This window comes from Propionibacterium ruminifibrarum (genome assembly GCF_900289195.1).
Lineage (GTDB): Bacteria > Actinomycetota > Actinomycetes > Propionibacteriales > Propionibacteriaceae > Propionibacterium > Propionibacterium ruminifibrarum.
Genome location: NZ_OMOH01000004.1, coordinates 293,282 through 305,527 on the forward strand (window position 1 = coordinate 293,282; position 12,246 = coordinate 305,527).

Here is a 12,246-nt window from a genome sequence, read left to right on the forward strand (position 1 = left end):
AGGCGTCATGGAGTTCAGGCGGCGGCGGTGAACGTTCAGTTGGCGGCCTGGAACTGCTTCGACCACTCGTAGTAGCGCATGTGGGCCTGCTGCATGAGGAACCAGACGTGCTCCCTCTCCTGCACGTCACGGATGACATAGTCCGGGAACGCGACGACGGTTTCCTCACCGACGCCGCGTTTGGGTCTGAGCTGGCAGATCTTGATCGTGCGGCCTGACCTGACGGCGACCACGTCGACCTTGTCCACGTCGCACCAGCGGTACGCGAACTTGTTCACCCACCCGCCGTCCCTGAGCGTGTCGTGGACGACGCCGCGGCTGTTGATGACGACCCTGACGGGGGCCTTCTGGATGAAGTTGTAGGCGATCGCGCGCACCACGGCGACGAAGGCCGCGACGACGATGACCCAGGCGAGGGTCGTCCTGGTGATGAGGGCGGCGACAAGAGCACCGACGAGGATCACTGCGCAGATGACCAGGAGCCAGATCCTGAATCGTTTCGACTTCGTGGGCTCGAAGGTGTAAAGGAGGTCCTCACCGGCATCCAGGCCGGAGAACATCCGGTTGAGTTCGTCCGGGGAGACCTGGGACCGCGTTTGGTAGATCGGAGGGGGGTCGATTGCGCTCATGAGAGGTGTCCGTCTTGTCCTGGTCGTGTGCCACCGTCATGGGCGGGGCAGTGCGGGGTGTTCCCGCTGAACGATACACCCGGCCCCAGTTGTCCCTCCCCTTGAACGGCGTCGTCGATACCCAGGAGAGAACCCCGGGATCTGCTGGGTGATGGGTCGGATGAGCAAGCACAGAGTTTCATTGAAACTTGAAACGCTTGACGGTGACGATAGTCTCGCTCTTGCGCACTCAGCGCGTGAACGAACCCACCCCCGCAACCCGAGGAGCAGACATGACGACCGTGCTCATCGTCAGGGCCCATGTGCTCGACGCCACCCGCTCGCACTCGATGAAGGGCCTGGACCGGTTCATCGAGGTCTACTCGGCCACCCACCCCGGCGACACCCTCGAGGTCCTCGACGTCTACGACGGCTCCGTGCCGGAGATCGACGCCGACATCGTGGCCCACCTGTACCCCGACGGCACCCAGCCCTCACCCGAGGCGGCCGCCAAGGGCGCCCGATTCGACGCGCTCACCGACCAGTTCCTGGCAGCGGACAAGATCGTCATCGCCAACCCGCTGTGGAATCTCAACCTGCCGTCGAGGCTGCACTCCTGGGTCGACACGATCTGCGTCGCCGGCAAGACCTTCACGTACACCGAGCAGGGCCCGGTCGGGTTGGCCGCCGGCAAGAAGGTGCTGCACATCCAGTCGAGCGGCGGGGTCTACGGCGGCAAGGAGCCGGGCTCGACGTACCTCGAGCAGGTCCTGAGGCTGACCGGCATCACCGACATCACCTCCGTGTTCATCGAGGGCCAGGACTACGCCCCGGACAAGGACGCGGAGATCACCGCGGCCGCCCTGGCCCGGATCGAGGAGATCGCCAAGGACTTCTGAGCCGAACTCGGCGAAGAGGGCCGCCCGTCGCCGACACGATGTTCGCGGCGGCCGGCGCCGATCTGCGACCGGCCCGTTCGGCACCTGCCAGGCCCCGGTGCGTGGGCATGCGCCGCCATGCGAACATCATCGCCAGGCAGCATCACGCATCGGGGCCGCCGCGCCTGGGACCACGGGGGCACCCGAAGCGGTCGTCCCGGCACGATGCCGGCCCTTCGTGCATCGTCTCGGTGGGCCCCACGTCGGCGCCATCGCCTAGCATGGTCACCGGAACACCCCAGCCCCTGGAGATCACATGAAGCGCCATTCCCGCGCGGCCGCCCTCGCCGCTGTTCTCACCGCCCTCACCCTGTCGATGTCGGCATGCTCGACCGCATCGGACGGCACCACCGGGTCACCGGAGTCCAGCGAGGCGGCCAGCTCACCCACTCCCACTGTCCCCGACGGGTACGCCCTCACCGAGGTGCCTGGAACCGGGCTCTCCATCGCCATCCCCTCCAGCTGGGAGACGCTGACCGCCGAGAACAGCTCGGACGATGCGCTCGTCGAACGCATCGCGCAGGCCCGGGGGATGGCGCCGGAGGCCCTGACCATGAGGCTGGAGGACTCCCAGCTCATCAGCGTCGACACCTCCGACACCACCGATTACGCGGAGAACATCACCGCGATGCAGGACACGGAAGAGGAGCTCGACGGGCTGCCCAGCGAGGAGGAGTTCACCGAGGAGTTCCTCTCCGACCGTGAGATCGACTCCGGCGAGTACGCCAGGGTGACGACGGGGAGCGGCGCCGATGCCGTTCGTTTCGTCTTCACCGCGACGGGGGCCGACGGTCAGAAGCACCACGCGTCCCTCGTCCTCCTCGAGACTGGGGAGCACACCTTCTTCGCTGTGGCAGTCGACGCCGCCTCCACCAGCCGCGCGCAGGAGCTCGCCGACGCGGTCATCGGATCTCTCTGAGCCCACCGCCCGACGGAGGGGAGACGGCCCCGTCCCACGGGCATGAACCCGCCGGGCTTAGCGAACCGGCGGGTGGCTACCGTTCTCTCATGGAACACGAGTTGCCCGACCTGGTGAACACCCTCGCCGGCCTGGGCCGGATCTGCGCCGAGGCCCCCGAGGGCGACAGGGCGTCGCTGCTGGTGGCGCGGGATGTCGTGAGGGACCGTGCCGTACAGATGGCCTACGAGCGAGCCAAGGCGGGAGACTGGCGGACGGTCCTCGAGGCGTGGGCGCGCCACGAGATGTTCGCCCGCGGGTGCGCCCACCACGCCAAGCCGAGTTCGGGGTGGTCGTTCCTACACCAGGCCGCGTTCTGGGGCCACGAGGCGGCGTGCCGTGAACTCATCCGGTGGGGAGCTGACATCCACCTCAATGGCAAGGACGGCATGACCCCGTCCCAGGTGGCCACCGCGCGGGGGCACGGTGGCCTCGCGGCGCTCCTCGACCAAGCCGGCGAGCACGCCCGTGCCGCGTGGACTGCCCCCTCAGAGGCGTCACTGCTGCCGGCGAGCAATGCCTTCACTGAGGGCACCGCCTGGACCCCGCCTCACAACGACCGGGTCCGCTACGGCAACGGGTCGGTGCCGATCATCGCGGGGATCCCGGTCTGGGTCGATGACTTCCAGCGGATCCTGGTGGGATGGCGCGGCTCCATGACCCCTCCCTACGATATGGACCTCAAATCGCTGATTCCCGGTGTCGACTGAACGGTGGGGCCTCCAGCAACTCGTTCGTCGGCGCGCCCCTGGCCCGGCACCACGCCATGCTTCGGCAGCGCCCCGCACCGGTCGCCTGCCACGCGCGCACCCGGACGAGGCCGACAAACGACCTGAAGGCCAAGGCCGCCCGCGCCTGCCACACGCGCTTGGACCAGGCGCGGTGTCCCGACAGGACGGACCATACGTACCTCAGGTCAGGAGCTGAAGGGCCTCGGCCGCGCCGATGGCCAGGGCGGCGCCCAGGACCACCGCCGACAGGTCGTGGCCGCGCCAGCCGAGCACGAGGGCGACCCCCAGGGCGACGAGCCCGGTGGCGAGTGAGGGGGCGTCGGTGAGGATGGCGGGGAAGGCCATCGCCGCCAGCACCACGTAGGGCAGGTAGTGCAGGAAGCTGAGCGCCCACTGGTTCGTGATGCGTCGCCGGATGGCCAGCAGGGGGACGGCCCGCATGAGATAGGTGACGACGGCCATGATCGCCACGCCGAACCACAGGTTCATGCCTGCGCCCCATGCTCGTCCGACGCTCGGACCGGGGCGATGGTGGCGAGCACCGCCGAGACCACCAGGGCGGTGACGATGATCCGCCAGCCCGAGGCGAGGTCGGTCCACACGGCGAGCACGGCGCTCAACCCGGCGCCGCCCGCCACGGCGCCGAGCACGGAGCGCGCCCGGGCGGCGACGGGGGTGACGATCGCCACGAACATGACGTACATGAGCAGGCCGAAGGCGGCGGTGAGCCGGGCCGGGAGTGCGTCGCCCACCAGCCCGCCGAGTACCGTGCCGCTGGTCCACCCGATGATGGGCAGCACGCAGCCGCTCAGGTAGGAGGCGACGGTGAGCCGCGTGCGTGACATTCCCAGGGCGTAGATCTCGTCGGTGATCCCCCACGCCAGCAGCATGCGCTGCCAGGTACCGGCACCAGGCCCCAGACGCTGGCCCAGCGAGATCGACATGAGCACATAGCGCAGGTTCACCAGGAAGACCCCGAGGGCGAGCTGCAACCACGAGCCGCCGCTGGTGATCACCGTCACCCCGGCCAGTTGGCCCGAGGAGGAGACGTTGGTGAGCGAGATGAGCCCGGACATCGCCGGGGGGATTCCGCCGCGGGCGCAGAACAGCCCGAAGGCCATGGCCACGAAGAAGTAGCCGACCATGATGGGGATCGAGTCCCTCATGGCGGTGGTGATCTCCTCGCGTCCGGTCACTGCGACACCCTACGCGCGCAGGGGACCCGTCGCCGAGTCATCCCACCCCTCGAAGCCGGTCTCACGCAGCGCACAGGCTCTCGCCCTGCACCCGGGATACGGGCGAGTCTGTCGACGGTGGCCCTCGAAAGTCATGCGCGGGGAGGGCCCGGAGCCGCCTCGGACACGGGCACGACTGTGGTGACCCGCCCCGTGCGTGTCTCGGATCACCCGGTGCCGCCCGGGTACGGGCACGACCCTCCCCGCCCGGCGTGCCGGCAGCCTCTCGGCCCATGCCCGGCACCATGGAATGATGCGGGTCATGGGCCGGCCGGCCCGCGACGCCCCGGTCAGGTCAGGACGGAGCCGACTCGCGTCATGAACTCCCCGAGGAAGCGCTCGACGTCGACCTGCACCGCGACCTCAACCGTCTTCACCGGATCCGATAGCCCCTCGAGACTGCCGATGGTGCGTCCCCGGGTCGGCCCCTCCAGATCGACCTGCATGTTGATGGGGAGCAGGGTGACCAGGCTCTGATCGGCGGCCACGGCGACGGCGAGCGGGTCGTGCAGACCACAGCCGGCGATGTCCATGGCCCTTGTCTCGAAATCGATGTAGTAGTCCGTCATGTCCGCGTAGCAGCGGCCGGCCTCCGTGCCCAGGTCGCGCCACGTCGAGGTCTCGGCCTTGGTCAGGAGGGTCTGGTGGGTGACGTCCAGGCCGATCATGATCACCCTGGCCCCGGACCGGAACAGCCGGTCGGTGGCCTCGGGGTCCTGGCTGACGTTCGCCTCCGTCCATGCGTTCACATTGCCCTCGGTGGTCAGCGCGCCGCCCATCATGACGATCGGCCCCATGAGGCCCTTGATCGCCGGGTCCTTCTCGAGGGCTGTGACGATGTTCGTCGCCGCCCCGGTCGGGATGCACATGAGCTCCTCGCCGTACCGGTGCGCCGATTCGATGATGAAGTCGACGGCAGGTTGGTGCTCGACGGGGCGCTTCGCATCGGGGATCTCGACCTCGCCGATGCCGTTCTGGCCATGGACGAAGGTCGAGATCTCGGTCGGGGTGAAGGAATCGGCGGTCATCGAGTGGCCGACCCCGGCGAACACCGGCACATCCGTGCGCCCCAGCATCTCGAGAACGGCCAGTGAATTGCGTACCGACCGCTCGACCGTGACGTTGCCGTAGGTGGCGGTGATGCCGATGAGTTCGAGCTCCGGGCTTCCGAGGGCGTAGGCGATCGCGAGCGCGTCGTCGATCCCGGTGTCGAGGTCGAGAATGATTTTCTTGGTCATGCTGCTCTCCTTTCCGTGGGTTCTTGCGTGTCAGTGGTTCCGGAGGAGTCGGCTCGGGGCATCGAGCGGGGAAGCAGTCGGCCCTTCCCGGAGCAGAGGGGGACCAGGCCCGTTCCCGTCACCAGACGAAGAGTCCGACCATGCCCGCCGAGAGCAGGGAGACGAGGATTCCCGACAGGAGCATGCGGCCGACGTTCTTCGCAATGAGTTCGTTGCGCTCCTTGTCGACGATGCCCTTGAAGGTGCCGATGATCATGCCGAGGGTCCCGAAGTTGGCGAAGGAGGTGAGGAACACCGTGAGGACCGCTTGGTGATGCGGGGAGAACGTGGTGATGGTGTCCATGACCTGCCCCATGGCGACGAATTCGTTGGTGACGAGTTTGAGGCCCATGACCTGTGACATGTCCCACGCGGTGGCGGGGTCGAGCCCGAGCAGGAGCGAGGGGACGTACAGGAAGACGCCGAGGATCGATTCGAGGGACAGGGGCGACCAGATGGCGCCGAGGATCTTGTCGATGAGGGCCGCGAGGGCCACGAAGGTGATGACGTTCGCCGTGACGATGAGGACGAGCCGGCCGCCGTTGAGGATCGAGTCGCCGAGGAAGGAGAAGAAGGGTTCCTTCTTGGGCCGGTTCGGATCGCGCCTGACGATCTTCTCGAACCAGCCGCCGAGCCCCGGTTTCACCGCCGTCTCGACTGCCGCCGGGGCCTCCGCGGGCCGGGACGTCGCATCCGCCTCGGATACGGCCGCCGTCGACACGGGCTGCTTCTCCGCGTCCTGGGCCAAGGCGTCCTCGTAGGTGTAGACGACGTCCTCCTCCGCGGTGACCTCGACGGGGTAGAGCATCGACGTCACGATGAGGGCGTTGAGGCAGTTGAGCGGAACCGCGGTGAGGATGTACTCCGCCGGCATCATCTGGATGTACGCGGCGAGAATCGATGCCGTCACGCAGCTCATCGTCATCATCGCGACCACGACGTTGCGGGCCGGTGACATCTTCTGGAGCTGGAGTTTGGAGACGACGGGCGCCTCCGTGTTGCCGAGGAACATCATCTCGATGGAGTAGAAGGTCTCGAACTTCGGCCGGCGGGTGATGAAGCTCAGGATGCGGCCGATCCACTTGATGAGCCATGGCAGGAAACCGATGTACGTGAGGATGTCGAAGATCGGCAGGATCAGGAGGATCGGGAGCAGCGCGGAGACCACGAAGTTCACCGGTTCGGGGTTGACGCCATCGGCGCCGACCCAGTTGGCGAGCGCGAAGTTGATGCCCGTCCAGGCGACGTCGACGAGCTCGTTGAAGGCCGCCGCGGCTCCTCGAACAGCCGCCCGCCCCAGGGAAAAACTGGTGAGGAGCCACGCCAGCGCGAGGTTGAGCGCCGTGAGGATGCCGACGGACTGTCAGTCGATCTTCTTGCGGTCGTGCGAGAACGCCAGGCCGATTGCGAGGAATACGACGACGCCCACGATGTTGAGTGCGAGATACATGTGAGACCCTTCGGGGTGATGGTGGTTTGCCGGAAATGGAAAAGGGGTTCGCGCGCCGAGGCGATCAGGTCTGGGGCAGCCTGCGGAGGGCGTCCTCGACGGCGCCCCAGAAACGATCGACGTCCAGACCCGTGCCGATCCTGGTCCGGCACTCCGGGTCCTCTTCCCCGCGCATGTCGGCGACCGTCATGCCATAGGTGATCCGCCCGCGGATCTCGACGTCGAGGGGCGCCCGGCGGGTCTCGACGATCGACGGGTCGATGACGTAGGCCACGGCGCACGGATCGTGCGTGGGCGGATCGGCAAAGGCCTGCTGATCCCGGTAGGCGGCGCGGAAGAAGTCCATGAGCCCGTTGACGACTCCCGCCAGCCTCGGGTTGGCCGCGCAGAGCCGCTCCTGGACCTCGTGAGTGCACAGCGCGCGGTGCGTCACGTCCAGCCCGATCATCGTCACCGGCCACGTCTCGTTGAAGACGATGTGCGCGGCCTCGGGATCGCACAGGATGTTGAACTCCGCCACGGGCGTGGCGTTCCCCGGCCCGTGCGCGCCGCCCATGAGGACGACCTGCTTGACCCGGTCGACGATGCGCGGTTCGAGCCTGGCCGCCAGCGCGATGTTCGTCAGCGGCCCCGTCGGCACGAGAACGACCGTTCCCGGATCACGGGTCATGATCTCGCCGATCATCCACTCGACCGCGTGCCACTGGGAGAGCTCGCGGGTCGGCGCCGGGAGCTCCACGCCGTCGAGCCCCGTCTGGCCATGGATCCCGGCCGCATCGATCGCCTCCCGGATCAGCGGGCGGCGGGCACCGGCGTGCACGGGAACATCGGGGGCGCCGGCCACCTCGCACACCGCCCGGGCGTTGTATGTGACCTTGTCCAGGGAATGGTTGCCACCGACAGTGGTGATGCCGATGAGGTCGATCTCGGGGCTGCCGAGCGCCATGAGGATGGCGATCGCGTCGTCGTGCCCCGGGTCGCAGTCAAGGATGATTGATGTTGCCACGATGAAACTCCTTCGTTCGCGTGGTTCGGCCCTGCGACGCGCCCCTTCTTCGGGGTGCCGCCCGACCACGGGCCCCGCCCGTCCCGCTCTCGCCGATCCGTGTTGGCGCGATGCGCGGTCTTGACGATTCGGTTGGCTCGTGCGAAAGTTGTAGCACGTTTGGAAACGTTTCCACAAGGGGGTGGCCGATGACGAATCCCACTGAGCCCGGGCCGACGGTCCCGACGGGTTCCCCACAAGGCATCGAGGCGCAGTCGACGAACAGGGCTCCTCGCGCCCGCCCGACCATCAAGGACGTCGCCGCACTCGCCGGCGTATCGCTCGGAACCGCCTCGCGGGTTCTGACCAACCACCCGGCCACTTCCGCGACCGCTCGCGAGAAGGTCCGCGCCGCCGCCCTCAGCCTCGGCTACCAGGTCAACCTGAGGGCCCGCTCGCTGCGCACCTCCCGCACGAACGCGATCGGCCTGATCGTGCCCGACATCCGCAACCCCTTCTTCGCCGGGCTCGCCCAGTCCATTCAGTCGGAGGGTCTGGACGACGGCATCACGGTCTTCATCGCCTCCTCGCAGGAGGATCCGGACCAGCAGGACCAGCACCTGCGGACCCTTCTGAAGGAGCAGGTCGATGGCCTCATCGTCGTCCCCCTCGGAGGGATGACGCCGATGCTCGAGCAGCTCAGGGATCAACAGATCCCCTTCGTCACCGTTGACCGCACACTCGACGAGCTCAAGGCCCCGTCCGTGGACGCCGACCCCCTCCCCGGCGTGTACGCCGCCGTGGAGGCCCTCAGGAATCTCGGCCACCGGAGGATCGTCTACGTCGGCTCCCTTCTCGACTCCTCGACCGGACGCGAACGTCTCCTCGCCTTCGACAACGCCGGCGACGCACTCCTGCCGGGGGGCGACGCGCGCATGGTGATCGCAGCCCCTCTCGATGACGACGGCTGGCTCCGTGAGCTCGACTCGTTCCTCGACGACGGGGCGACGGCCGCCATCTTCGGTCACTCGCGGCACGCCCTTCGCGCGTTCGGCCACCTTCGTGACGCAGGACGAGTCATCGGCGATCGGGGGGTCTCGCTCGTCTCCTTCGACGATCTCGACGTCTTCAGTCTCCTCACCCCCGCCATCACTGCCATCACCCAGCATCCGGAGCAACTCGCCAGCAGGGCGATGGCCATGCTGTCCGCCATGATCGGCGGTGACAGACCGGGCTCGGTGCGGATCGAGACCTCGCTGATACCCCGGGAGTCCCTTGCCGCGCCGCCCGCCGGATGACCAAGCGACTCAACACAACCGAGCCACCGGCCGGGGAACGGAGCACCGCCCCGGGCCCATGGCATCCAGCAACCACCGAACAGAGGGACCACTCATGGGACGCGTCATCGTCATCGGATCCATCAACCAGGACATCACGGTCACGGTCGACCGCCTGCCCGAGCCCGGGGAGACCCTGTTGGGCACATCGTTGACGTACCGGCTCGGCGGCAAGGGCGCGAACCAGTCGGCCGCGGCCGCCCACGCCGGCGCACCGAGCCTTTTCATCGGCAGGGTGGGAGCCGACCAAGCGGGAATGGTCCTCGTCGATGAGCTCTCCTCGCACGGAGTCGACGTGTCGCACCTGCTCGTCGACGAGGACGCCACCACGGGCATCGCCCTGATCACCGTGAGCGCCTCCGGCGAGAACACGATCATCCTCGACGCGGGCGCCAACGGGCGAGTGACGGCCGAGCAGGCCCGAGAGGCCGTCGAACCGTCCCGCGAGGACGTCATCGTCCTGCAGGGGGAGATCGGCGCCGAGGTCAACGAGCAGGTGATCCGTTGGGCGCACCGGACCGGCGCCCGGACCGTCTTCAACATCGCCCCCGCATACGAGGTCGCCCCCGAGGTTCTCGCCCTGGTCGACTGCGTCGTCGTCAATGAGACCGAGGCCGGGATCGTCCTCGGCCGTCCGGCGCCCCAGGACGCCGACAGCGCCCTCGATGCGGCGGCCGCCGTCGTGGACCTGGGCCCGCGTCTGGCACTCGTGACCCTGGGGGGACATGGTGCGGCATGGTCGGACGGCGATCGGAGCGAGCACGTGCCGGCACTGCGCCTGGGCCCCGTCGTCGATACGACGGGGGCGGGCGATGCCGCCGTGGGCGCGCTCGCAGCCGCACTCGCCATGGACTGGGACTTCCCCGAGGCCGTCCGGGCGGGGGTGCGCGCGGGATCGACCGCCGTTCTCGCCGAGGGCGCGGCCGCCTCCTACGCCGGGATCGAACCCCTGCAAGCCCCCTGAACCATTCGGAACCGCGCGATGGCAGCCGAGGGCGAAACGGTGACAGCACGAGCAGCAGAAAACCTGTATCCCTGCAAGCTGCTGCCCTGCGATGTGCGCAGTAGTGTCGTTTTCGGCAATGACGACTCCGAATCGCCCCCGAGTAGAGAGGTGGGAACTCATGGCCGAGTGGTCCTTCGAAGCACAGATGCAGGCCGTCGAGGCGCTCTCTGACGCCTGCGCCCGCTGGATGCGCTCCTCCCACATTGAGGAGATGTCCATCGATGTCCAGGCCGTCGGTACGCGCGCCGGCGTGCACAGCCGCGCCCTGCGCTCCTCAGGGCTGATGCGTCGGGGCGGCTGGAAGGACAACATCGTCCCCCGGGAGGTCGTGGAGCCCGCGGTCCAGGTGCGCACCGCCATGGCCCGCCCTGGCGGCGGCACCTGGACCCGGGGCGTGTTCACCATGAACAAACAGGACTACCAGCTCGTCTCCGACTTCGACTACGACCACGAGCCCGTACTCAACCCGCCCTACAGCCCGGAGGACGTCGCCGACGAGCTGAGGCTCTTCCCGCGGGACCCCGGGGCGACCCCCGACTGGATGAGGCCGGGCCAGTGAGCAGCCTCCTGCCCGACCATCCCCGTAGCGCCCCCGCGGGCGTCGCCTCCAACACCGGCTCGGCTTGAGCTCGGTGGCCCGTACCCTGCGGGCCAGGCGTACCAGCTCCCGCTGAGAGCGCCGACAGGCGTGGGATCGCCTGATCGTCGGCGTGTGTGGCGAGTGAGCCGGCCACGGCGGGGCCGTGTCGGACGGACGCCGCACCCCGGTCCGGGAACGCCGGCGCACGGGTCTTGACGGGGCAGCCCCGCCGAGTAACATATCGATTATCAATGCATCGATAATCGATATGCATGGATGGTTCATCGCAGACTCATCCACCGTGCAGTCTCACCGAGGAGGCCGTCATGACCGTGTCAGCATCCGACAGCGCCCGGCCCACCTGGACGCCGGCGGTCGGCGTCGTCGGTTTCTTCGCCTTCCTCGCCGCGGGGGCCGTTCTGGAGGGCCCGTGGCGGATGCTCAACGACATCGTGGGCGGCAGGGGCGTGTACGTCGCCGTCGTCAATGAAACACCGCCCACGGGGACGCCGGGCGCCCTGCCCGGGCCCCTCGCCACAGCGATCGACTTCACCCCGGACGCCTCTCCCCTCGCCGGGCACATCACCTCGGTGCCGGCCGCCGCCCAGGCCACCATCGCCGTCACGGAGGTCCTCGTCATCGCATCGACCCTCGCATCACTCGTCGGCCTGTACCGCCTGCTGGCTGTGGCTCGCCCGCAGCTGGCCGATCCCTGGGAACGGCTCGTGACCCGCAGCAGGACCCTGCGCAATCTGCTGTTCGCAACGGCGGCCGCCTGGACCCTGGAGCATTTCCTGACGGTGTTCGTCCTTCGTGCCGCGGTCCCCGAGGAGGTGAACAGACTGTGGCTGGAGCAGGGGCACCCCAGTCCGTCGATCGTGCCGGCGACGAGCAGCGCCACCTATGTCATCGTCGCCATCCTCGGCTGGGCGCTCAGCTATCTGCTGTCCGCCATGGCCCGCCTGCACCAGCGCAGCACCGAGCTGGAGGAGGACAACGAGGAACTGATGAGCCGCAACGCGACTCTGACCGCCGAGACGGAAGGACTGGTGTGAACCGGGTGAGCCGACCCCTCAGAAACCATCGTCACGGAACACGACGGCACGGGCCGACCGCCGTGGCCGGTGCGCGCGACGAGCAC

At 68.2% G+C, this 12,246-nt stretch carries 13 protein-coding genes and 1 pseudogene; 7 read left to right on the forward strand and 7 right to left on the reverse strand.

Features of this window, described 5'->3' with window-relative positions; all coding sequences use genetic code 11:
- Positions 1–35 precede the first annotated feature (35 nt).
- Positions 36–629 carry a hypothetical protein gene (locus PROPJV5_RS06600; protein WP_119715539.1) on the reverse strand — a complete coding sequence of 198 codons (594 nt, stop codon included), beginning with the start codon at positions 627–629 and terminating at the stop codon, positions 36–38.
- 272 nt (positions 630–901) lie between these two features.
- On the opposite strand from PROPJV5_RS06600, the gene PROPJV5_RS06605 reads away from it, so the two are divergent.
- From PROPJV5_RS06605 to PROPJV5_RS06615, 3 genes are all read left to right on the forward strand, one after another.
- Positions 902–1,507 (forward strand): FMN-dependent NADH-azoreductase, encoded by a 606-nt coding sequence (locus PROPJV5_RS06605; RefSeq protein ID WP_119715540.1) that lies wholly within the window; start codon positions 902–904, stop codon positions 1,505–1,507.
- A gap of 295 nt (positions 1,508–1,802) precedes the next feature.
- A complete protein-coding gene (locus PROPJV5_RS06610) occupies positions 1,803–2,465 on the forward strand; it encodes a hypothetical protein (RefSeq protein WP_119715541.1) in 663 nt (220 codons plus the stop codon).
- 89 nt (positions 2,466–2,554) lie between these two features.
- Complete coding sequence (locus PROPJV5_RS06615) at positions 2,555–3,214, forward strand: ankyrin repeat domain-containing protein (protein ID WP_119715542.1); 660 nt, start codon at positions 2,555–2,557, stop codon at positions 3,212–3,214.
- Positions 3,215–3,415: 201 nt separating this feature from the next.
- On the opposite strand, the gene PROPJV5_RS06620 is transcribed toward PROPJV5_RS06615, so the two are convergent.
- The 6 genes and pseudogenes from PROPJV5_RS06620 to uriH form a co-directional block, all read right to left on the reverse strand.
- Positions 3,416–3,724: an AzlD domain-containing protein gene (locus PROPJV5_RS06620; protein WP_119162010.1), complete on the reverse strand. Its 309-nt coding sequence runs from the start codon at positions 3,722–3,724 to the stop codon at positions 3,416–3,418.
- The gene (locus PROPJV5_RS06625) at positions 3,721–4,431 is read right to left on the reverse strand and encodes an AzlC family ABC transporter permease (RefSeq protein WP_119715543.1); all 711 of its coding nucleotides are present in this window, start codon (positions 4,429–4,431) and stop codon (positions 3,721–3,723) included. Before PROPJV5_RS06625 ends, PROPJV5_RS06620 begins: the two co-directional genes overlap by 4 nt.
- A gap of 329 nt (positions 4,432–4,760) precedes the next feature.
- Entirely contained in the window at positions 4,761–5,708 is a 948-nt protein-coding gene (locus PROPJV5_RS06630) for a nucleoside hydrolase (protein WP_119715544.1), read from the reverse strand.
- A 118-nt stretch (positions 5,709–5,826) separates the two neighbouring features.
- A complete protein-coding gene (locus PROPJV5_RS06635; RefSeq protein ID WP_220474366.1) occupies positions 5,827–6,924 on the reverse strand; it encodes a nucleoside transporter C-terminal domain-containing protein in 1,098 nt (365 codons plus the stop codon).
- A gap of 48 nt (positions 6,925–6,972) precedes the next feature.
- A pseudogene (locus PROPJV5_RS13140) lies at positions 6,973–7,098 on the reverse strand (hypothetical protein); the annotation flags it as partial.
- A 163-nt stretch (positions 7,099–7,261) separates the two neighbouring features.
- Positions 7,262–8,203, reverse strand: a complete 942-nt coding sequence (gene uriH / locus PROPJV5_RS06640) for a uridine-preferring nucleoside hydrolase UriH (protein WP_119715545.1) — start codon at positions 8,201–8,203, stop codon at positions 7,262–7,264.
- A 188-nt stretch (positions 8,204–8,391) separates the two neighbouring features.
- Between uriH and PROPJV5_RS06645 the strand changes: the two genes are divergently transcribed.
- The 4 genes from PROPJV5_RS06645 (at position 8,392) to PROPJV5_RS06660 (ending at position 12,160) form a co-directional block, all read left to right on the forward strand.
- The gene (locus PROPJV5_RS06645; RefSeq protein WP_182858605.1) at positions 8,392–9,480 is read left to right on the forward strand and encodes a LacI family DNA-binding transcriptional regulator; all 1,089 of its coding nucleotides are present in this window, start codon (positions 8,392–8,394) and stop codon (positions 9,478–9,480) included.
- Positions 9,481–9,574: 94 nt separating this feature from the next.
- Positions 9,575–10,483 (forward strand): ribokinase, encoded by a 909-nt coding sequence (locus PROPJV5_RS06650; protein WP_119715547.1) that lies wholly within the window; start codon positions 9,575–9,577, stop codon positions 10,481–10,483.
- A gap of 160 nt (positions 10,484–10,643) precedes the next feature.
- The gene (locus PROPJV5_RS06655; RefSeq protein WP_220474367.1) at positions 10,644–11,084 is read left to right on the forward strand and encodes a hypothetical protein; all 441 of its coding nucleotides are present in this window, start codon (positions 10,644–10,646) and stop codon (positions 11,082–11,084) included.
- Positions 11,085–11,431: 347 nt separating this feature from the next.
- Positions 11,432–12,160, forward strand: a complete 729-nt coding sequence (locus PROPJV5_RS06660; RefSeq protein WP_119715548.1) for a hypothetical protein — start codon at positions 11,432–11,434, stop codon at positions 12,158–12,160.
- Positions 12,161–12,246 lie beyond the last annotated feature (86 nt).